The following is a 21,157-nucleotide window of genomic DNA, read 5'->3' as shown; positions in this document are numbered from 1 at the left end:
AGGGAGACCCGCGAACGCGACAGTCCCGGACAACACCGAGTGTCACCTTTCCCACGGTCCTACGGTGACCACCCTCATTCATTAGATTCCCACCGCGACCTGCGCATACCTCAAATGCACGGCGAACCGCCCCAGGCCACCCCGGCCGCCAGCGAGCAGCAGGCGCCGACGTGGGCGGCGAGAGCAAAGGCGTGCGGCCCCGCGCAGGAGGGCTAGGGAACTCACGCCACAACGCGCGGCTCCGCCGACAGGTGGCGCACGGCGCGAGCGATGCCTCGACACGCGCTGCGGCCGTAAGGACCGCCGGAGGCAACATGGCAGTTGGTGGCACGGCCCGAGCCAGCGCCGCGGCCGTAACCACCGCCGGAGGCAACACGGCAGTTGGTGGCACGGCCCGAGCCAGCGCCGCGGCCGTAACCACCGCCGGACGCAACATGGCAACTGGCGGCACGGCCCGAGCCAGCGCCGCGGCTGGCGGCACGACGGGAAGCGACGCGCCGATCGGAAGCAACGCGGAGAACGAAGACGACCCAGCGACCGAAAGCGGCGCGGCGGTCGAGGACCGGGCGGTCGCCGGAGACCGCCCGGACGCCGTAAGCGACCCAGCACCCGAAGACCGCGTGGTAGCCGAAGAGAACGCGGCACCCGAAGACGGCCCGGAGGCCGAAAGCGGCCCGGACACCGAAAGCGGCGCGGAAGCCGAAGACGGCCCCGCAGCCGAAGACGGCTCGGCAGCCGAAGACGGCTCGGCAGCCGAAGACAGCGCGGGTCGAGGTGCCTCGCGACGGGCTGAAGGCAGGGATGCCCTGGTGGTGTCCGGCCGGCGAGATGCGGGTGCCCTCAGCCGTGCTGCGCCGGATGGTGTGGGCCTCGACTGGTCGGCTCGGCGTGCGGGCTGGATCGGATGCATGGCGGCAGCCAGGGCTTCAGGATCGGCATAGCCCAGACGTCGCAACTTCTCGGCGTGGCGGCGACGCAAACCCCACTGCCGCCGCCGCTGCTGCTCGCGGCGGAATTCATCTTTCGCGGGTGAATAATTGCGTGCCGCAGTCCGGTCGCGCATCTGCGCGACCTCTTTCCTGCTGAACAACGAAAACTGCCGCATGCACCAATTCTCCCGCCTCAAAGCCCCCACCGGTCAGGGCCTGAGTGTGCCAACCCGAAGAATGTCACACAGCAATACTCCGCAATAATCCAGACAAGAGACGGCGCACGGAAAACCACGATTCCGGCGGCCACGCTGCGATCCGGGCAGGTGTCGCGGCGGACCAGACCCCCACCCCACGGAACCGCCCCCGGCGCACGGGGTGCCGGGGGCGGTCGGGGGTCAGCGCACCGCGGTCCAGGGACGGTCCGGGCCTGCGGGCGGCGGCCCACCGGGTCGGCGAGCGACCCGATGTTCAGTGTGGGCTCAGGCGTGGAAACCGCCAACGCCCGACTGCACCGTGGCCCGGTAACGGCGCTCGGCGTCCTGCCGGGCCAGGATGGACTCGATCTCGCGGGTCTGCTCGGCGGTGTGCCGGCCCAGCATCAGGTCGAGCTCGGTGCGCTCGGCGGCTGTGCGGAACGCGGCGAGCTCCTCGCTCAGCCGGCGGTGGGCACGGCGCTCGGCGAGCCGGTTGGCAAGGGAGGTTCGGATCTCACGGATGAACGGCATCGGGCACTCCTAACGGATAGTGACGGAGAAAGCCTCGTCGCTTCCGCCTACAACAATGCCGAGCCGCTGCTTCATCCCCAAATCAACCAGGTAAAACCTGGAAGACGAAAGTGATCGCCGCCACCGTATCGCGGTAACCCAGGTCACTCTGCGTCGCGGAGCTCCAGGTCAGGCCGACGTGGTGACGTCGGACACCGGCACCCCGTCGGGTGGCGACGGCGGGGCCTGGAGCCGGGAGGAGAGCTGGGTGCGGGAGCGGACGCCGAGTTTGCGGTAGACCCGGGTCAGGGTGGCCTCGACGGTCTTGACGCTCAGGTACAGCCGGGTGGCGATCTCGCGGTTGCTGGCGCCGTCCCGGACCAGGCCGGCGATCCGCAGCTCGGTCGAGGTCAGCCCCTGCTCCGGGGCGATGCTGCCCTCGGTGCGCGCCAGGGCCCGCTCCGTCTCCTCGGCCCACGGCCGGGCGTCCGCGGCCAGGAAGATCGACAGCGCGGCGCCGATCAGCAGGCGGGCGGCCGCGTACCGGCGGCGGCGGCGTTCCGCTCCCCCGGCCACCAGCAGCGCGTGACCCTGCTCCACCGGCTGGCGCAGCTGCTCGAAGAGGGCCGCCGCCGCGGTGGACAGCTCGACCGCGGAGTCCGCCTGGCCGCTCTCCGAGTGCACGATCGCGGTCGCCCGGTCCAGGTATCCGGCCAGCGCCGGGGTGCTGCCCAGCTGCTCGGCCGCCTTGCGCGCGCCGGCCAGCGTCTCGGCCGCCTCGACGTGCTCGCCGAGCGCCGCCAGCCCGGCCGCGAGATCGGCGTGCCAGCGGACGATCATCGGGTCCGAACTGCCCGCCTCGGCCTCCAGGTCGCGCAGCCGGCGCAGCGCGGCCACCCCGGACCGGGTGTCGCCGGAGCGCAGGTGCGCCTGGCCCAGGGCGTGCAGGTTGCGGCGCAGGTAGAGGTTGTCGCCCTCCTGCTCGGAGGCGCGGATGCCGCGCTGGGCGAAACCGGCGGCCGCGGTCAGGCTGCCACCGGCCAGCTCGGCCACCGCGGCGGTGTACCAGGTCGGGCCGGGACTCAGCCCGGCCTCCTGCGCCGCCTGGACGGCGCGGTGGGCGTACCGTAAAGCCTCTCTGCATCGGCCGGCCCGCGCCGCGACCTCGGACAGGCTGCGCAGGACCTCGACCCGGGCCTCGCCGATCCGGTCGTGTTCGGCGACCGCGAGCAGGCGCAGCAGCTCGGCGCGCGCCTCGTCGAGGCGGTCGTCGATGAGCGCGAACCGGGCGGCCATGTAGTGCGGGCCGTAATGCAGCCAGTCCGGCGCCGGCGAGGCGGGCAGCATCAGGGCACGGGCCAGCGACTCCTGCCACTCCGGCTCGCCGCGCATCCGCTGGATCTGGGCGAGGCTGCTGAGCGCCATCGCCTCGCTGGTGGCGTCGCCGGCCCGGTGGGCGATCGCGGCGGTGCTGCGTGCCTCGGCCGCGGCCCGGTCCGGATCGCCGGTGATCATGGCCTGCCAGGTGAGCCGCAGCCGGACCGGGGCGAGCAGCGCCGGATCGTCGCCGGCCTCGGCGAGCGCGGCCGCGAACGTCTCTCCCATCTCGCCCAGCGCCTGCCCGGCGAGATCGATCAGCACGACCCGGGCGCGGACGCGGTGCCCGGCCGGCGCGTCGGCGGCGATGACCGCCTCGGCGGCCCGGCCGGCCAGGGCGGGCGCGCCGCCGGTGAGCGCGGTGCGGGCCGCGGCGACCAGCCAGTCGAGGCGTTCGCGGGCCAGGTGGTGCGGGCAGCGGTCGGCCGCGAGCAGATAGAACTCGGCGGCGGTCCGGTCGGCACCGCGCGCGGCGCACTGGTCGGCGACCGCCGCCAGCCGCCGGGCGGTGGACGCGTCCGGGCGGGCACCGCGCAGGGCGCGATGCCGCAGTGCCTCCAGGGGATCGTGCGCGGCCGCGGCGAGTGCGGCATGAGTTCGGGTACGCCCAGCCGGCGGCGTCTCCTCGATCAGCACCTGGGCGATCAGTGGCGGCGTGAAGCGGATCGCCTCGCCGGTCACCTCGACGACGCCCGCCGCGGCGGCCAGCCGCAGCTCCCGGTCGGCGTCGTCGCGCCCGGCCCGCAGCAGCAGGGTGACCGTCGGGTCGGTGGCCAGCGCGGCCATCAGCAGCGTCTGGTTCACCTCGGCGGAGAGGCCGTCGAGGCGTTCCCGGGCCAGGTCCCGGGCGACCTCGGGCAGTGGCGCCGGCCGCCAGGCGGGACCGTCGCCGCCGGTGCTGCCCAGGGCGAGGGCGAGGAACGGGTTGCCGGCGCTGGCCCGGTGCAGCCGGCTGGCGGTACGGCACGGCAGGCCCCGGGCCTCCAGCATGGCGCTCAGGTCGTCCGGGGCGAGCGGCGGCACGGCCAGCTCGGTGACCGGGGGCGGGCAGAGCCGAGCGGCCCGGTGGCGCCCGTCGCGGTCCGGACGGCGCTCGGCGGTGATCGCCCGGACCCGGGCGCCGGGCCGGCGGCGCATGGCGAAGGTGAGCAGCGCCGCGGACTCCGGGTCGAGCCACTGCACGTCGTCCAGGACCAGCAGCACCGGGTGGGTGCGCGAGCAGTGCGCGAGCAGGGCGGGCAGCAGCAGCCGGCGGGCCTGGGCCGGCACGCCGGTGCGGGGTGGTCGCCCCTGGAGCAGGGCGGCGAGCGCGTTGCGGGCGGCGGGCGCCAGGGCGGCGACCGCGTCCGGCGGGAGCTGGCGGATCAGGTCGGCGGCGGCCGAATATGCCAAGGTGCGCTCGCCACGCGCCGGCCGCAGGCGCAGGACCGCCTCGCCGCGGCTCGCCGCCTGCTCGGCGACGGCATCGAGCAGAGCGGTCTTTCCGATGCCGGGCGGCCCGTGCAGGGCCACCCCGCCGCCGGCGGCGAGCCTCGCGTCGATCTCCGTGAGCAACGCCTCCCGGCCGTGCAAGGTGGGCAGGTCGCGCTGCACGCGCTCACCCCCTAGAACTGAGCTGCGCCCAGCCTAGGGAGCGAGAGGCATGCTCTTCAATAAGGACTTCGTCACTTGCCTTGCGAGGTCACCGAGGTGGCGGTGACCGAGCCGTCGGTGCCCGTCTCCCCCTCGACCGTGACCGAGTCGCCGGCCTTGACGTCGCTGAGCTTGCCCTTCTTGGCGGTGGCCACGGTGGTCCTGCCGTCGGTCTTGACGGTGACCACCGTCCCGTCCGCGGTCTCCACGTAGATGGTCTTGCCGTTGACCAGCTTGACCTTGCCGGTGGTGCCGGCGGATGCAGCAGTGGCAGCGGTGGTGCCGGTGCCGCCCTGGGCGCCCTGACCGAAACCGGGGAAGCCGCTGGCGCTCAGGCCACCCGGGAAGTTCCCGGAGCCGCGGGTGCCGCCGCCGGGGAAACCCGAGGTGGCGGCCGTCGACGTGCCCCACTGCTTCTGCGAGTGGACGCCGCCGAGGAAGCCGCCCATCAGCAGCAGCCCGACGCCGAGCCCGATGGTGCCCTTGTTCCACCACTTCTTGGGCGCGGCGGCGGCGAGCTCCTTGGCGAGACCCTCGTGCTCGGGGTCGTCCGGGGCCGGCACGGTCGGCAGGATGGCGGTGTCTTCGTTGATCCGGTTCACAGCGGAGTCCTCACTCGTAACGCAGCGCGTCGATGGGCCGCAGGCGGGCGGCGCGGGCGGCGGGCAGGCCGCCGAAGAACAGCCCGATCGCGACGGACACACCGACGGCGAGCCCGATCGAGCTGGGCACGATCACGGGTTTCACCCCGACGATCGTGAAGTGGCTGCCGATCAGCGCGGCCGCCACACCGAGGGCGCCGCCGAGCACGCTCAGCAGGGTCGCCTCGATCAGGAACTGGGTCAGGATCACCCGGCGGGGCGCGCCGAGCGCCTTGCGGATGCCGATCTCCCGGGTCCGTTCGGTGACCGTGACCAGCATGATGTTGGTGATCCCGATGCCGCCGACCAGCAGACTGATCGCGGCCACCGCGCCGAGCAGGGTGGTGAACGTGTCCGCGGTCTCGGTCTGCGTCTCCAGCAGCGACGACGCGTTCTGGATCCGGTACGGCGTGCTGCTGGTGCCGGTCGACCCGGCCGTCGCCTTCACGTTCAGCTGCTGGTTGAGGATCGTGGAGACCTCGCTCTGCACGGCGTCGACCTTGTCCGGGTCCTTGGCCTCCACGATGATCGAGGTCAGGGAGCCGTATCCGGCGAGCACCTGCTGCACCGCGGTGAGCGGCGCGACCGCGGTGTCGTTGGAGTCCTGGAACCCGGTGGAGCTCTTCTCCTTGAGCACGCCGACCACGGTGAACAGCGCGCCGCTCACGGTGACCTGCTTGTCGATCGGGTCGACGCCGGGGAACAGCTCCTCGGCGACGGTCTGCCCGATCACCACCACCCGGCGGCCCTGGGTGACGTCGTCCGCGGTGAACGACGCGCCCTTCTCGACCGGGGTGCTGGACGCGCCGAACCAGTCCGGCGTGGTGCCGACGAAGGTGCCGACCGAGTGGTCGGTGCCCTCGTAGGTCATCGTCGCCGAGGACGCGCTGACCACCGGGGAGACCGACTTGATGTCCGGGGCCAGTTCCGGGTCCACCAGGGCGTCGGCCATCTTCTTGGTCAGCGCGGTGCTGCTGGAGCCGCCCCGGCCGGTGCTCATCACGGTGATGGTGTTGGTGCCGAGCGCCTCGATCCGGTCGCTGATCGCCTTGGCCGAGCCGTTGCCGACCGCGACCAGCAGGATCACCGCGGCGACACCGATCAGGATGCCGAGCATGGTGAGCGCCGAGCGCAGCTTGTTCGCCGAGAGCCCGCGCAGCGAGAACCGGATCACCTCGAGAAAGCTCATGCGCTGTGCCGCCCGGCGAGAGAATGCGGATGACCGACCGGCGGCCGGTCGATCGGGGACTGCCGGACGTCGGTCACGATGGACCCGTCGACCAGGCGGATCAGCCGCTTGGCGCGGGCGCCCACCTCGTCCTCGTGGGTGATGATCACGATGGTCCGGCCGGCCGCGCTCAGGTCGTCGAAGACCTGGAGCACGTCGTCGGTCGACTTGCTGTCCAGGTTGCCGGTGGGTTCGTCGGCGAGCAGCAGGGCCGGCTCGGTGACCAGCGCCCGGGCCACCGCGACGCGCTGCTGCTGGCCGCCGGAGAGCTGGTTGGGCTCGTGGCCGGCGCGGTCCGCGAGACCGACGATGTCCAGGGCCGCCATCGCGCGGCGGCGCCGCTCCTTGGGACGGACTCCGGCGTACGCCAGGGGCAGCTCCACGTTGGCCACCGCCGTGGTCCGCGGGATCAGGTTGAACGCCTGGAAGATGAAGCCGATCAGCCGGTTCCGGGCCAGCGCGAGCTGACCGTCGGAGAGGCTGCCGACGTCCACCCCGTCGAGCAGGTACCTGCCGTGGGTGGGGACGTCGAGGGCGCCGAGGATGTTCATCAGGGTCGACTTGCCGGAGCCGGACGAGCCCATGATCGCCACGTAGTCGCCGCGGTGCACGGTCATCGACACACCGCGCAGGGCGTGGACCGTGGCTTCACCCGTACCGTAAATCTTCTTGAGGTCTCGAACCTCGAGAACAGCGCGGCTCATCGCGCCACCTCCGCTGCGCTCCGGCGTCGCGATGAGCTGACAACTGTGCCCATTGATTCGCTCGCAAGCTCGCTCATCGGCCGCCGCCGGGTGCGCCGCCGCCGCCGAAGTTGCCCCCGCCGCCGAAGTTGCCGCCACCGCCCGGGAAGCCGCCACCGCCCGGGAAACCCTGGTTGCCGCTGCCGGTGCTGGTCGAGGTGGTCTTGACGGTGACCTGCTCGCCGGCGGTGAGACCGGAGGTGATCTCGGTGGCCGCGTCGCCCTCCAGGCCGATCTCCACCGACCGGGTCTCCTGGACCCCGTTGGCCACCACGGTGACCGTGTGCCGCTTGCCGACCGTCGTGATCGCGGCCGAGTTGACCATGACCACGTTCTCCTTGGAGCCGGTGGTGACCACGACCGAGACGGTCTGCCCGACCTTCGCGCCGGTCGGCACCTTGTCCAGGCTCAGCGTGACGCCGTAGGTGACCACGCTGTTCGAGGTGGTGCCGGACGGGTCGATCGCGGTGACCTTGGCGCTCTGGCTGGTGCCGCTCAGCGCGTTCCAGGTGACCGTGGCGACCTGGTTCTCCTTGAGCTGGGTGGCGTCCGCCTCGGCGAAGCTGGCCGAGACCGACATCCTGGTCAGGTCGGCGATCTCGATGAAGCCGCTGGACGACGAGGAGGAGCTCGAACTCGCATTCTGCGAGCCGCCGCCCGGTGAGCCGCCCGAGGACGAACTCGACGAGCCGGTCCCGGAGGCGGAGCTGCCGATCGTGCCGCTGACCGAGGTGACCGTGCCGGCCATCGGGGCCTTGAGCACCGTGCCGTCGACTCCGGCCTCGGCGTCGTCGACCGCGAGCTGGGCCTCTTCCACCTGGTTCTCGGCGTCGGAGGTGTCCGAGCCGGCGTCCTCGGCGCGGTCCAGCGCGTCGTTCGCGGCGTCCAGGTCGGCCTCGGCGGCCGCGAGGGTCCGCTTGGCGGCGGCCGGGTCGACCTTCGCCAGCACCTGACCCTTCTTGACCTTGTCACCGACCTTGACGGTGATCGCGGTGACCGTTCCGCTGGTCTCGAAGCTGGCGCTCGCGGTGGTCGAGCTCTCCACGGTGCCGTCCGCGGTCACGGTCTTGGTGACCGTGCCCTGCTGGACGGTGACCGTTCGCTCGGCGGCCACGGCGGCCGTTCCCCCGTCGTTCGAGCTGGAAAATGTCTCGTAGACCGTGATGGCACCGGCGACGAGAACCACGCCGATCACGGCGTTGACCACCAAGGACGGGTGGCGGCTCAGACTTACCCTCATGCCGCACACTCTCGGGGAGCGGCCTTGGAGGAGATTAGGGGAAACCTCGGAGCCAGCTCAGAATCTCACGGGGCGTCACCGACGGACGGGAGCAGCACCCGGAACGTGGCCCCGCCGCCCGGTGTCTCGCGCAGCTCGATGGTGCCGCCGTGCCCCTGCACGATGGCCGCCACGATGGCGAGGCCGAGCCCCGATCCCCCGCCCTTGGCCCGGTTGCGGCTGGCGTCGGCGCGGTACAGCCGCTCGAAGATCCGGGACGCGTGCTCGGGCGGCACGCCGGGGCCGTCGTCCTCGACCTCCAGCACCGCCGAACCCCCGGTGTGCCCGATCCGGACCGTGATCCGGGTCCCGTCCGGGGTGTGGTGGAGCGCGTTGGCGACCAGGTTGGTGGCGACCTGGCGCAGCCCGTGGTCGTCGCCGAGCACGGTGGCCGGCTCGAACGTGTCCTCGTCGTCGCTGAGCCCGGCGAGCAGCACCTTGCGGCCGGGCACCCGGGCGTGCGCGTCCCGGATGGTGTCCGCGGCGATCTCCAGCAGGTCCACCCGGCGCAGGTCCAGGGTGCGCTGCCGGTCCAGGCGGGCGAGCATCAGCAGGTCCTCGACCAGGACGCCCATCCGCCCGGCCTCGGCCTCGATCCGGCTCATCGTCTCGTCCAGCATCGGGCCGGGCGGGGCGCCGCCGCGCCGGTACAGCTCGGCGAACCCGCGGATCGAGGTGAGCGGGGTCCGCAGCTCGTGCGAGGCGTCCGCGACGAACTGGCGTAGTCGCTGGTCGGCGCCGGTACGGGCGGTCACCTCGGCCTCGATCCGGGTGAGCATCAGGTTGAGCGCGAGGCCGAGCCGGCCGGGCTCGGTGTGCGGGTCGGCGCCGGGCACCCGGAGCGAGAGGTCGCCGCCGGAGATCGCGGCGGCCGCGTGCTCCATCTCGGTGAGCGGGCGCAGGCCGAGGCGGACCACGTACGCGGCGCCCAGCCCGAGCAGCGCGAGGATCAGCAGCAGCACCCCGGCGTCGATGATCATGAGCTGGCCGGTGGTCTGCTGCACCTCGTCCAGCGACAGGCCGAACAGGACGTATCGCCCGGTGCTGCCGATCGGGAGGGCGAACAGCCGCCAGTCCGTGCCGTTCGCGCTGGTCGCGGTGTAGGGCAACCGGCTCGCCGCCCGTGCGGTCACCTCGGCGAGCGAGGGCACGGCCGGCTTCGTCGCGTCGAACGAGGTGCTGTTCGCGGTGTCCAGCGTGCCGTCCGCGGCGTACAGGTACGACACCTGGTCGGGGCCCAGGCGGAACCCGCGGCGCTGGACGAACCCGTCGGCCGGCGGGGTGGCGAACTCCATCGGGCGGGCCATGCCGGTGAGCTGCTTGTCGATCCGGTCGATCAGGTAGCTGCGGATCAGCACGACGCCGGCGAGGTTGGCGGCGATCAGGGCGATCGCGGCGAGAACGCCGACGACCAGGACGAGGCGGGAGCGCAGCGTCCAGTGGCGCCAACGGGTCATTCCTCTGCGCCGCGAGGCAGTCTGAGGGCGTACCCGACGCCGCGGACGGTGTGGATCAGCGCCGGCTCGCTCTTGTCGATCTTGCGACGCAGGTAGTAGACGTACGACTCGACGATGCGGCCGTCGCCACCGAAGTCGTACTTCCACACCCGGTCCAGGATCTGCGCCTTGCTGACCACTCGACCGGCGTTGACCATCAGGTACCGGAGCAGGTTGAACTCGGTCGGCGACAGCTCGATCAGACGGCCCGCCCGGCGTACCTCGTGGGCGTTCTCGTCCAACTCCAGGTCGGCGTACCGGAGCACCCCGGTGTCCGGTGTCGGCTCCTCCGGCTGACTGCGCCGCAGGATGGCGCGGATCCGTAGCACGACCTCCTCGAGGCTGAACGGCTTGGTCACGTAGTCGTCGGCACCGGCCGAGAGCCCGAGGATCCGGTCCTCGACCGCGTCACGCGCGGTGAGGAACAGCACCGGGGTCCGGAACCCGGTGGCGCGCAGCCGCCGGGCCACCTCGAACCCGTCCACGTCCGGCAGCATCACGTCGAGCACGATCAGGTCCGGCTCGAACTGGCCCACCGCCAGCAGGGCGGCGTTGCCGGTCTCGGCCACCCGCACGTCGAAGGCGACGAGCCGGAGAGTGGCGCTGAGCAGCGCGGAGATGTTCGGCTCGTCGTCCACGACGAGGACGCGGGCAGGTCGCGCCGACGTGTCACCGACGGTCATGGGGTAACGGGTCTCGGAAAGCACCGCACAGATGTATCAACGCATTCTTTGAGCCAGCTATGAGCCCGCTGTCACCAGGATCGGGACACCGCATCACCCTCGGTGAGCCCGGAGGTGATCTCCGTGTACCGGTCGCCCCGCAGACCGATCCGCACGGTGACCACGGCGCCGTCCTTCTGCACGGTCCCGGTGGTCCCGGAGACGTCGTGCACCGCGGTGCTGGGCACCCGGAGCACGTCCTCCTTGCTGCCGGTGGTCACCTTGACCTGGGCGCTCTGCCCGACCAGCAGGTCCTCCGGCGCGTCGACGAAGGACAGCACCACGCCGAACGTGGTGAGCGTGCCGTCGCTGGTGCCGACCGGGTCGACCACCACGAGGGTGGCGTCGAACGTCTCGCCCGGCTTGTCGGCCAGGGTGATCACCGCCTTCTGCTCGACCGCCAGGTGATCCGCGTCGGCCTCCGGGAAGTCGGCGCTGATCTGCATGTCGTAGACGTCGGCCAGGGTGATGAAGGTCGAGCCGGAGCTGACCTGGCTGCCGACCTTGCCGCTGACGGAGAGGACGCGGCCGGCGATCGGGGCGGTGATGGTGGCGCCGGCCAGGGCGTCCTCCTTCTCCTCGAGGGTGACCTCGGCGGAGTTGACCCGTTGCTGGGCACTCAGGATGGCGTCGCCGCTGCCCTGCTGCCCTTGCTGCGACGTCCCACCGGCTGCGGCACAGGTTGCCTTGGTCTTGGTGGGAGCGGCGGTGGCGGCCGGTGCGGCCGTCTTGGTCGCCGTCGCGCTCGGCGAAGTGGAGGCCGAGGCCGAGGTCGAGGTCGAGACCGACGGAGTCGCCGACGCGGATGTCCGGTAGGCCGCCGCGGCATTGCACGACGAGGAGCTGGCCGAGGTGGCCGCCGCCTTGGCGTCGGCGAGCGCGTCCTCCGCCGAGTCCAGCGCGTCCTGCGCGTCGTCGACCGCCTCCCGCGCGTCGTCGTCATCCACCTTCGCGAGCACCTGGCCCGCGGTGACCGTCGTACCCGCCCGGACCTTGACGCTCTCCACGGTCCCGTCCACCGCGAACGTCAGACTCCGTGTCTGCGCCGCTTGCAGCGTCCCGGTGGTGGCCACCTCGGTGGTCACCGCGCCCCTGTCCACGGCGACGGTCTCGGCCGCCTTCGTCTCCTGCGCGCCGTCCGCCGTCAGCGCACGCATCACGCCATAAGCGAGCAACGCGAGCACGACGACCGCTACGCCGATCCCGATCAAACGCCGGCGACCGGCCAGTGCGATACCCATGGCCGAGAAGTCTGGCGAGCCGTCCTCGCCACGGGCTCGGTCCTGCCTCGGAGTTCGCTAGGAGCCGCCGGGGTCCGCTCAAAGGCAATTCCTAGCCGCGTCCGACCTTCCGCATAGGAAGTCCGGGTTCGCTGTGCCTTCGTATCCCCGCCCCGGAAGATCAGGAGACGCTTGTGCCGGTAGTCAAGTCGAAGATGGGCCGCCGGGTCGCGGCGTGCGCGGCGGTGGCGTTCGTCTCGGTCGCCTTCACGGCGGCGTGCGGCGACAAGGACGACAGCAGCAGCTCGGCGACCGGGTCGGCCGGTCAGGACGGCGGCGGCAACTCGGCGTTCGCGGCGTACACCGAGTGTCTGGCGAAGAACGGCGTGACCATCACGATGCCGAGTGGCGGTCCCGGGGGCGGCGGGATGCGCCCCTCCGGCGGCGCCCGGCCCTCGGGTCAGCCGCGACCGTCCGGCAGCTTCGGCGGGCGCGACGGCGGTGGCTTCCCCGGCGGTGGCGGCGGCTTCCCGAAGCCGGACGGCGTGGACGAGGCGACCTGGACCAAGGCGCAGGAGGCGTGCGCCTCGGTGCGGCCCAGCTTCGGCGGGCGCGGCAACGGCAACGGCGGCGGGAACGGCGCCAACGCGGCGTACCTGAACTGCCTGAAGGACAACGGCGTCACCGACCCCGGCACGATCGACCAGTCGGACGCCACCACGAAGAAGGCCGTCGAGACCTGCAAGGTCCTCCAGCCCTCGGCCGCCTCCTAGAGAAGACTCCGTGCCGGCCTCGCTCGTCCCCCCGTCGTGACGAGGCCGGCACGGTCATGTCCGCCTCAGGAGAGCGGGCAGCTGCTCCGGTAATCCGAGATCGACACGCTGCGCGGTCCCGGGCAGATGAACTGGTCGTACCGGGTGTCGTTGTCCACGAAGCGCTTCAGCCAGGACACCGCCTGCACCGCGGTCGGCGTGTTCACCGTCTGCGGGAAGAAGTGGCTGGCCCCGTTCAGTTCCAGGTACGACTTCTCGGCCGACGAGGGGATGCTGGTGTAGAACGGGATCGAGTGGCTGGCCACCGGCGCGACAGTGTCCGCCTCGCCACCCACGATCAGCGTCGGGACGCGCAGCTCGCTCCACGACTTGTCCAGGTTCCACGGCGCCAGCGGCACCGCGGCCTGCAACGACGGCCGGTCACTGGCCGCCTCCAGGCTGCCGCCGCCACCCATCGAGTGCCCGGCGACCGCGAGCCGGCTCGCGTCGATCCGGCTGCGGACCGAGCTGCGCGTGGTCAGGTAGTCCAGCGCGGCGAGCAGCTGGTCACCCCGCGAGTCCGGCTGGTCCGCGGTGGTCAGCGTCTCGATGCCGATCACCACGAAACCGTGCGAGGCCAGGCGCGGCCCGAGCCAGGAGATGCTGGACCAGTAGGCGGTGAACCCGGGCGAGATGGCGATCGCGCCGAAGGTCCCGTCCGCGGTGGTCGTCGGGTAATAGATGGTGCCGCCGCCGAATCCGGCGACACTCAGCCGGGAGACCGAGGTCGTCGAGACCGCGTAGGGTCCGCGACTCGCCTGCAGGGCCGCGAGCGTCGGGTCCGGGCCGCGCTCGTAGGGGTTGGCGGCGGCGTGCGCGGCGGTGGCGCCGAGCGGCGCGGTGAGTGCGACCGCGGCGGCCACGGTCACCAGCACGCGTTTCCATGTCCGGGGCACGTCGAATACTCCTTCACCTGGGGGAACGGGTCGACGAGCGCCAGTCTGCGCAGCCCCGGCGACGCGGCGCATCGGCGAAACCACCGGCCTCGCGTTCATCAGCCGGCAACATCCCGGAAATTTCACCCCTTGCACGACATCGATGTTCTTCTTTCGGGACGGGCGGGGTTCGGGCAAGACTCTCGACATGTTTCATGCACCACTAGTGCAAGAAGTTGAGCGCCTCCTGCACGCGGCCGCCGAGGGCCGGGGCGGCGCCCTCCTGCTCTGCGGCGCGCCCGGCTCCGGCCGCAGCACACTGCTCCGCTCGGCCCTCCCGCACGCCGCCGGCTGGACGGTCCGCGCCGTTCCCGGACACGCCGCCGAGCGCGCCCTCCCGTTCGCCGCCCTCCGCCGCCTCACCGGCCGCTCCGCCTGGCCTGCGGCCCGCGGCGACGATCCGGTGGTCACCGCAGGCGATTCCCTCCTGCACTTCTTGCGTACGTCCGCAGCCCGCCGCCCCCAGCTCTGCCTCCTGGACGACGCCCACCTGCTCGACACCCCGTCCCGGTCGGTCATCGCCTACGCGTCCCGCCGCCTCGCCGGCGACCGGATCGCCGTGCTGCTCACCGGCCCACCCGGCCTGACCGCCCTGGACCTGCCGGCCCACCACGTCCCGCCCCTGCCGCCATCCGCCTGCCAGGCCCTGCTCACCGCGGAGTCCCCCGACCTGACCGACGACGTGGCGATGGCCCTGGCCGAGGTCTCCGGCGGCAACCCCGCCGCCCTGCTCGACCTGGTCGCCGCCCTGACGCCGGAACAGCGCCGCGGCTACGCCCCACTCCCCACCGAACTCCCGCCGTCCAGCCGGTTACGCCGCCGCCTCCACACCGGGCTGGCCGCGCTCCCCGCAACCACCCGCCACCTGCTCCTCCTGGCCGCCGCCACCCCGTCGTCCCCGCTCCCCGACCTCCTCACCGCCGCTACCTCGGTCCTCCGACCGCCGGCTCCCACACCCGACCCGCTCACCTCCACCGAACCGACGGATCCGCGCGCGCTGCTCACTGCGCCACCACCCCCGGACCTGGGTGCCCTGCTGGAGGCGGCGGACTCGCTCGACACGACCAACCCGCTAGACCCGCTGAATACGACCGGCCCGCTAGACACGACGGACCCGCTAGACACGGCGGACTCCCTGGACACGACCGACCCGCTGGACACGGCGGACTCGCTTAACACGGCAGGCCCGCTCGTCACCGCCGCCTGGCTGGCCGGCTTCGCGCCCGCCGAGCGCACGGGCCTCATCACGATCGACGAGACCGCCGTCCGATTCGCGTCGCCACTGGTGCGCGGGGTGGCGTACCGGGAAATGCCGGCGACCGCCCGGCAGACCGCGCACCTGGCCCTGGCCCGGGTCGCGGCCGCTCGCGGCCGTGCGCTGGACGCCCTCCGGCACCGCGCGGCGGCCTCGACCACCGCGGATCCCGCGCTCGCCGCCGCGCTCACCGAGGCTGCCGCGCCGGCCGCGCCGTCCGCGGCGACAGACGCTTTCCGGTACGCCGCGGAGCTCTCCCCCGATCCCGCCGTCCGCAACGCCGCCCTGCTCGCCGCGGCCCGCTGCGCCTGGCTGGCCGGCCACCCCCACCAGGCCCGCCTGCTCCTCCACCGGCTGGAGAGCCCACGGCCGCGCCATGAGCAGCGGCTGACCCGGGTCCGGGCCCGGGGGCTCACCGCGGAGATGCGGCCGGACGACCCGGCGTCACGGGAGATCCTGCTGGACGTCGCGGCGGAACTCGGTGAGGCGGACCCGATCGGCGCGCTGGACGCCCTGTCGCTGGCCGGCGAGGCGGCGGCCCTGGCCGGGGAACAGGAGCGATTTGCGGTGCTGGCGCGCCGGATCGCGACGGCGCGCCGTGGTGACGAACCGGCGGCGGTGACGATGGCCCATCACCACGTGGCGGGGCTCGCCGAGATCGCGTGCGGTGACGAGGCGGCGGCGTTCGCCCGGTTCCGGCAGGAGCTGGAACTGGCCGCGGCGGTGGCCGAGCCGATCCCGCTGATCCGGGCGGCGACCGCCGCGATCCTGGTCGGTGACGCGCGGCAGGCCACCGCGTCGGCCGGGCGGGCCGCGGTCCTGGCCGGTGCGGACGGCGCGCACAGCCTGGTGCCCCGCGCGCTCGAACTGGCCGCCCTCGCCGGGATGGCGTCCGGCGACTACGACGCGGCGACGACCGCGGCGCTCGACGGCGTGGCCGTGGCGCGCGGCACCGGGCAGAGCGCCCTGGCCGGTACCCACCTCGGCCTGCTCGCGGTCCTCTCCGCACTGGTCGGGGACCGGGACAACGGGCAGGCCCGGATCGACGCGGCGACCGGAACCGATCGGGCACGCCCGCTCTGTGAGTGGGCCTTCGCCCTGCTCGACCTGGTGGACGGGCAGCGCCGGGCAGCCGCCGAACGACTCAGAATGGTGGTGGCCGGCCCGCCCGGACACGGTTCGGTGCTGCTGCGCGTCGCGGTGGTGCCACACCTGCTCGAAGCCGCCGGTCCGGAACCGGCGGTGAACCCGGTGGCGGCCGCCTTCGACGAGTGGGCCGGCCGGACCGGGCAGGCCGGATGGCTGGCATTGCGCGACCGGTGCCGTGCGCTGCGGACCCGGGACGCCGAGGCCGCCGAGGCACACTTCCACTCGGCGCTGCGGCGGATCGGGGAGGCCGGGTTCCCCCGGGCGCACACCGAGTTGCTTTACGGCCGGTTGCTGCGCCGCCGTCGCCGGCACGTCGCGGCACGCGAGCACCTGCGCCGGGCGGCGGAGACGTTCCGGTTGCTCGGGGCGGAGCCGTGGGCGGCGCAGAGCGTCCGCGAGCTGCGTGCCGCCGGGGAACGGTCCGGACAGGACCTGCGGGCCGCCGCCGAGCGGTCCGGCCCGAAGGCGTGGGACGGCGCGGCCCTGACCGCCCAACAGGAACGGATCGCCACCCTGGTCGCCGAAGGCGCCACCAACCGCGAGGTGGCCCAGGAGCTGCACCTCAGCCCCCGCACCGTCGACCACCACCTCCGCAACGTCTTCGCCCGCCTCGGCGTCCGCTCCCGCACCGAGATGGCCCACCTCCTGGCCGCCCGCTGACCGCCCGATCCGCGCGCCTCAGGGGGTCTGCGAAAGGTCCCGGCCGGCCCAGCGCTCGGCGAGCTGACGGCGACGGCAGGCGACCAGATGCCCGGCCAGGATCGCCGGGTGGCCGCCGCGGACGCAGACGTCGGCGCCCGCGGTCAGCACGCCGGCGACCAGCTCCGCCGGGGCCCCCTCGTCGATCAGGGCGACGACCCGGGTGCTGCGGGGCAGGGCCGCGCGGGCCAGCCGGGCATCCTCGGTCCCGGCGCCGCTGAGCAGCACCAGCTCGCCGGGACGGACGTCGTCGAGGGAGGCCGGCTGCCGAATCTGCCAGCCCGACGGCAGGTGCTGCGACAGCCCACCGACCCGGCTCCGCTGGCCGAGAACGGCGACGACCGGATCGGCGGCGGGCGCCGGGGCCCGGGACGTGACGGTTTCGCGGTGCAGTTCGGCGATCATGGTGCTGCCCCCTTGACTGGGTTCCCCTCGTGATGACCTTCACGATTCACCCCCGGCCTGAAACGACCATGTGCCGGACCTGTGGGTTGGTTGTCAGAAGGGGCTCTCCGGGTCGATTTGGCGACGGAGGCGGCGCCACCGGTGTGAAAACGGCGTTAGGGTCTGGTCAATTCACCGGTCGGAGTTCTCCCGTGGGACGAGCGACGCGCATCCGAGACCGGGGTGGGTTCCGATGACCGGCCCGCCCGGCCCGGACGATCCACGTCCGGCCACGACGTCACAGCACAACATCGCAGCCGGCGGCACCGTCTTCGCGGTACAGGGCGGCGATCAGTACGTCTACCCGGTCCTGGCGCCCAGCACCCGGGACCGGATGGCCGAGGCGGCCGACGATCTCGCCCGAGCGGTCCGCGCCCAGTGGCGGGCGGAGGAGGCCCGGCGCCGCGTGCCCGACCCGTTCCCGCTCCCGGTGCGCTGGACCGACGCGGATGACGATCTGGTCGACCACTGGGCGAACATCCGGCGCGCCACAGCACCGGACCCCGGCGGCCCGATCAGCCTCGCCGGGCACACCGACCGCATCGCCGAGGTCTTCGCCCGCCTGCCGTCCCGACGCCTGGTGATCCTCGGCGACGCCGGCGCCGGCAAGACGGTGCTGGCCATCCGGCTGCTGCTCGACCTTCTCGACCAGCGTCCGGACACCGGGCCGGTACCGGTCCTCGTCGGCCTGGACGGCTGGGACCCGGAGCGATGCTCCGTCCGCGACCGGGTCGTCCAGCAGCTGACGCTCACCTATCCGGCGCTCGGCGCACCGGCCTTCCACCGGCCGAGCCTGGCCGCGGCCCTGGTCGACGCCGATCGCATCTGGCCGATCCTGGACGGTTTCGACGAGGTCGCCGCCGGCTTGCACGGCGCTGCTCTGGCCGCGCTCAACCGGTATCCGGCGCCGTTGGTTCTCACCAGCCGTTTCCGGGAGTACGCCGACGCCGTCCAGGCCGGCGACGTACTCACCGCGGCCGGCGTCGTGGTGCTGCGGGAGCTCACTGTCCCGGATCTCGCGGCCTACCTCCCGCGCACCACCCGCAAGCAGGCAGCCGGCGTCACCAGGTGGGACCCGGTGCTGAGGGTGCTGGAGCAACCGGCGGCCACGGCGCTGCGGGCGGCTCTCTCCACCCCGCTGATGGTGAGCCTGGCTCGCGATGTCTACAGCGATTCCCCGGACGCGGACCCCGCCGAACTGCTCGACCGCACGCGTTTCCCATCCCGTGCCGCGGTCGAGAATCATCTCCTCGACGCCTTCGTCCGGGTGACGTTCGGCTCGCCCGCGACCAGCGGCCGGGCCGGTCGCTGGCTCACCCACCTGGCCGATCACATGTCCCGCCTGGACACCCACGACCTGGCCTGGTGGCAGCTCCGGGACAGCGTGCCGCGGACGGCCCGGGTGGTCGCCGCGCTTCTCGTCGCCGCGCCCGCCGGGCTGCTCGTCTTCGGCTCGATCGACCGCACCAGGGATTCAGCGAACCCGGCCATCGTCTACGGGCTCACGATCGGCGTGGCGGTCGGACTGCTCCTGGGGCTACCGGCCCGGGGACCGCAGCCGGCGCGGACCCGGTGGCGGATTCCGCGCCCGACCCGGTCGCGTCTGCGGTGGTCGGTGTTCGGCGCCGGCGTCGGCCTGCTCGTCGGCCTGAACGGTGGCATCTCGGGCGGCATACTCGCCGGTCTCCTTCTCGGAGCGGCTGCCTGGGCGGTATTCGGGATCTCGACGGGCACGGAGCAGTGTCCCGCCAGGCACCGGTCGGTTGGCCGGCACCTGTTCCTGGTTCTGGTCGGACTGGCCGTCGGCTTCGGATACTGGGCGGCCTCAGCCCTGGCGGAGGCCCTGCGCCAGACCGCTTTCGGCAAGGGCCCACACCTTTCGGATCTGGTGGGACAGGCCGGCGGTGGCGGCGTCTGGTTGGCCCTGTCGGTAGCCATCCTCTTCGGCCTCGCCTCGGTCGCGGCACCGGGAGCCGCCATGCCACCCGCGCGCTGGGTCGTGCTGGGACTGACGGGTGGCCTGCTGTTCGCCGCCGGTGCCGGCGTCCTGGGCTATGTCGACCGGATGGCGGCCTTCGGCGGCGTGGCGCCAACGGATCCGGAGCGCCTGACGGTGGTGCGCTTCGCGATGGCCGCCGGCATCCGCGCCTCGCTCGGCGCGTTCCGGTTCGTGCTGTGGGGGGCGCTGCTTGCCGGAGGCGCCACGCTGGCGCTCACCGCCACCCCCGAAGCACGCCGGCGGTTCCATGACCTGGCCGCAGTGGTGACTCGCAAGCTCTTGCTGGCGGTTCCGGTGGGGATCGGTCTCGGAACGGGATTCGTCATGCTGTGGGATCTGCCGCGCGGCGTCCTGTGGGGCATGCTGAGCGCGGTAGCGATCGCGGTGGTCATCCCGTTTCCTCCGGGGTGGCGACGAGCAACCGGCCGGCGCCCCGGCCGTCTCCTGACCGCCCTGATCTCGGCTCTGCTGCTGGCCCTCATCGCCGAGCAGCTCATCCCCTCCGTCTTCGGCGCCACCGCCGGGCTTGCCGGCGGTCTGGTGACCGGCGTGACGGCCGGTGTCGTGATCGCTGACGGCGGCTTGCGACGGCCCGGACGGCGGTCGGTGTTCGGCGGATCGTTCGGGGTCGTCCTGGGAGCAACCGTCGTGGCACGACTGGATCTCGAGTACGCCTTCTCCGCCGGATGGTCGACGGCACGTTCCTTCACCGTGGCCGCCGGTGTGCTCGTGGGACTCACGTTCGCCCTGGCCACGGGTGGAACGGATCCGGAGTCGTCGCTTCGCTGGCAGCTGATCCAGGGCCAGATGCGGCATCTCCGGGTCAGCACCGCGGGCGGCTTCCTGATCGGCATGGCTGCCGTCGCGGCCTCGTTGCTGTCCACGCTGGAGAGTTGGCGTGCATACCGGCAGCAACATCCCGGGACCGGCGTCTCGGCGCCGCAGCTGGACACCACCCTGATGGCCAACCTCGGCATCTTGCTCGTCTTCGGCCTGGTGTACGGCCTGTTGTCGCTGCTGGTGTCCGCCTTCGCCGTCCCGGCGGACCTCGACCAGGCCGTCAGCCCCCACGACGTCCTGCGCTCCGACCGCCGGAACACCCTGGTCATGCTGATCGTCCCAGCCGGCCTGGCTCTGTCGCTCGGCGTCGTCATGGCCGTCACCGAAGGCGACCTCACCGCGATCCCGGCCGCCCTGGAGCTGGGACTGCTGATCGGGCTGGTCGGCGGCCTGTCTCGAGCCTGGTTCGGCTGGCTGGTCGTCGCCCGGTTCTACCTGCCGCTGACCGGGCGTCTGCCGTGGTCCCTGCCACGCTTCCTCGCCCAGGCGCACAGCCGCGGCGTCCTCCGCCAAGCCGGCGCGGTCTACCAGTTCCGGCATTCCCGCCTCCAGCAACGCCTCATCACCCGACCGGAGAACGACCTGGAAACGGAGGAACCATGCTGACCGAGACGTTGAGCACGCTGGCCGCGACCACCGGTTCGGCGATCGTCGGCGCGATGGCGACCGACGCCTGGACCCTGGCACGCGCCCGGGTCACCCGGCTGTTCGCTCGAACCGACGCCGACCGTGCCCCGGTCGTCGAGGGGCAACTCGACGATGACGAGAGCCTGATCTCGCACGCCGCCGCGATCGAGCAGGACCGGGCCAGGGCGGAACTGGCGCCTGCGTGGCGCCGCCGTTTCGCCCGTCTCCTGGAGGAGCACCCGGACGCTCAGGACGAGGTGCGGGCGGTGCTCGCCGAGGTGGCGGCGGCTCTCCCGGACCGGCAACGGGCCTGGATCCAGACCAATGTCACGCACGGCGGCACGACGTTCGCGGTCCAGGGCGGCACGCAGCAGATCAGCTATCACGACCGGGCCGGCGACGAGGGTCCGTCCCGCTGACCGG

Annotated in this window: 16 protein-coding genes; 5 read left to right on the top strand and 11 right to left on the bottom strand. The window is 72.8% G+C overall.

What is annotated here, in order from left to right; all coding sequences use genetic code 11:
• Positions 1 to 434: 434 nt before the first annotated feature.
• Positions 435 to 941 carry a hypothetical protein gene (locus Aiant_RS36485; protein WP_189331695.1) on the top strand — a complete coding sequence of 169 codons (507 nt, stop codon included), beginning with the start codon at positions 435 to 437 and terminating at the stop codon, positions 939 to 941.
• A 470-nt stretch (positions 942 to 1,411) separates the two neighbouring features.
• Here the strand turns inward: Aiant_RS36485 and Aiant_RS36480 are convergent, their stop codons facing one another.
• The 9 genes from Aiant_RS36480 to Aiant_RS36440 form a co-directional block, all read right to left on the bottom strand.
• On the bottom strand, positions 1,412 to 1,657 hold the full coding sequence (locus Aiant_RS36480) for a hypothetical protein (protein ID WP_189331696.1): 246 nt from the start codon (positions 1,655 to 1,657) through the stop codon (positions 1,412 to 1,414).
• 168 nt (positions 1,658 to 1,825) lie between these two features.
• Entirely contained in the window at positions 1,826 to 4,606 is a 2,781-nt protein-coding gene (locus Aiant_RS36475) for a helix-turn-helix transcriptional regulator (protein ID WP_189331697.1), read from the bottom strand.
• 71 nt (positions 4,607 to 4,677) lie between these two features.
• Positions 4,678 to 5,247: a hypothetical protein gene (locus Aiant_RS36470; RefSeq protein ID WP_189331698.1), complete on the bottom strand. Its 570-nt coding sequence runs from the start codon at positions 5,245 to 5,247 to the stop codon at positions 4,678 to 4,680.
• Between the two features lie 10 nt (positions 5,248 to 5,257).
• Positions 5,258 to 6,475: an ABC transporter permease gene (locus tag Aiant_RS36465; protein ID WP_189331699.1), complete on the bottom strand. Its 1,218-nt coding sequence runs from the start codon at positions 6,473 to 6,475 to the stop codon at positions 5,258 to 5,260.
• Positions 6,472 to 7,218 (bottom strand): ABC transporter ATP-binding protein, encoded by a 747-nt coding sequence (locus Aiant_RS36460; RefSeq protein ID WP_189331700.1) that lies wholly within the window; start codon positions 7,216 to 7,218, stop codon positions 6,472 to 6,474. The genes Aiant_RS36465 and Aiant_RS36460 overlap by 4 nt, the downstream gene beginning before the upstream one ends.
• A 73-nt stretch (positions 7,219 to 7,291) precedes the next feature.
• Positions 7,292 to 8,497: an efflux RND transporter periplasmic adaptor subunit gene (locus tag Aiant_RS36455; protein WP_189331701.1), complete on the bottom strand. Its 1,206-nt coding sequence runs from the start codon at positions 8,495 to 8,497 to the stop codon at positions 7,292 to 7,294.
• A 65-nt stretch (positions 8,498 to 8,562) separates the two neighbouring features.
• On the bottom strand, positions 8,563 to 9,993 hold the full coding sequence (locus Aiant_RS36450; RefSeq protein ID WP_189331702.1) for a sensor histidine kinase: 1,431 nt from the start codon (positions 9,991 to 9,993) through the stop codon (positions 8,563 to 8,565).
• Positions 9,990 to 10,715: a response regulator transcription factor gene (locus Aiant_RS36445; RefSeq protein ID WP_189331703.1), complete on the bottom strand. Its 726-nt coding sequence runs from the start codon at positions 10,713 to 10,715 to the stop codon at positions 9,990 to 9,992. The genes Aiant_RS36450 and Aiant_RS36445 overlap by 4 nt, the downstream gene beginning before the upstream one ends.
• 71 nt (positions 10,716 to 10,786) lie before the next feature.
• Positions 10,787 to 11,995: an efflux RND transporter periplasmic adaptor subunit gene (locus Aiant_RS36440; RefSeq protein ID WP_189331704.1), complete on the bottom strand. Its 1,209-nt coding sequence runs from the start codon at positions 11,993 to 11,995 to the stop codon at positions 10,787 to 10,789.
• Between the two features lie 173 nt (positions 11,996 to 12,168).
• Here Aiant_RS36440 and Aiant_RS36435 point away from each other — a divergent pair, with 173 nt between their 5' ends.
• Positions 12,169 to 12,747: a hypothetical protein gene (locus tag Aiant_RS36435; RefSeq protein WP_189331705.1), complete on the top strand. Its 579-nt coding sequence runs from the start codon at positions 12,169 to 12,171 to the stop codon at positions 12,745 to 12,747.
• 65 nt (positions 12,748 to 12,812) lie between these two features.
• On the opposite strand, the gene Aiant_RS36430 is transcribed toward Aiant_RS36435, so the two are convergent.
• Positions 12,813 to 13,682: an alpha/beta hydrolase family protein gene (locus tag Aiant_RS36430; protein ID WP_229830274.1), complete on the bottom strand. Its 870-nt coding sequence runs from the start codon at positions 13,680 to 13,682 to the stop codon at positions 12,813 to 12,815.
• Between the two features lie 205 nt (positions 13,683 to 13,887).
• Here Aiant_RS36430 and Aiant_RS36425 point away from each other — a divergent pair, with 205 nt between their 5' ends.
• Positions 13,888 to 16,785, top strand: coding sequence for a helix-turn-helix transcriptional regulator (locus Aiant_RS36425; protein ID WP_189331706.1), 2,898 nt, complete (start codon positions 13,888 to 13,890; stop codon positions 16,783 to 16,785).
• An 18-nt stretch (positions 16,786 to 16,803) separates the two neighbouring features.
• Here Aiant_RS36425 and Aiant_RS36420 read toward each other — a convergent pair whose 3' ends face one another.
• Complete coding sequence (locus Aiant_RS36420) at positions 16,804 to 17,229, bottom strand: hypothetical protein (protein WP_189331707.1); 426 nt, start codon at positions 17,227 to 17,229, stop codon at positions 16,804 to 16,806.
• A 232-nt stretch (positions 17,230 to 17,461) separates the two neighbouring features.
• Between Aiant_RS36420 and Aiant_RS36415 the strand changes: the two genes are divergently transcribed.
• Positions 17,462 to 20,713 (top strand): NACHT domain-containing protein, encoded by a 3,252-nt coding sequence (locus tag Aiant_RS36415; protein ID WP_189331708.1) that lies wholly within the window; start codon positions 17,462 to 17,464, stop codon positions 20,711 to 20,713.
• Complete coding sequence (locus Aiant_RS36410; protein ID WP_189331709.1) at positions 20,707 to 21,153, top strand: hypothetical protein; 447 nt, start codon at positions 20,707 to 20,709, stop codon at positions 21,151 to 21,153. The genes Aiant_RS36415 and Aiant_RS36410 overlap by 7 nt, the downstream gene beginning before the upstream one ends.
• Positions 21,154 to 21,157 lie beyond the last annotated feature (4 nt).

It is taken from the genome of Actinoplanes ianthinogenes (genome assembly GCF_018324205.1).
GTDB classification, from domain to species: Bacteria; Actinomycetota; Actinomycetes; order Mycobacteriales; family Micromonosporaceae; genus Actinoplanes; species Actinoplanes ianthinogenes.
The sequence above is the reverse complement of the archived record's forward strand: the minus strand, read 5'-3'. Positions and strand labels throughout refer to the sequence as shown.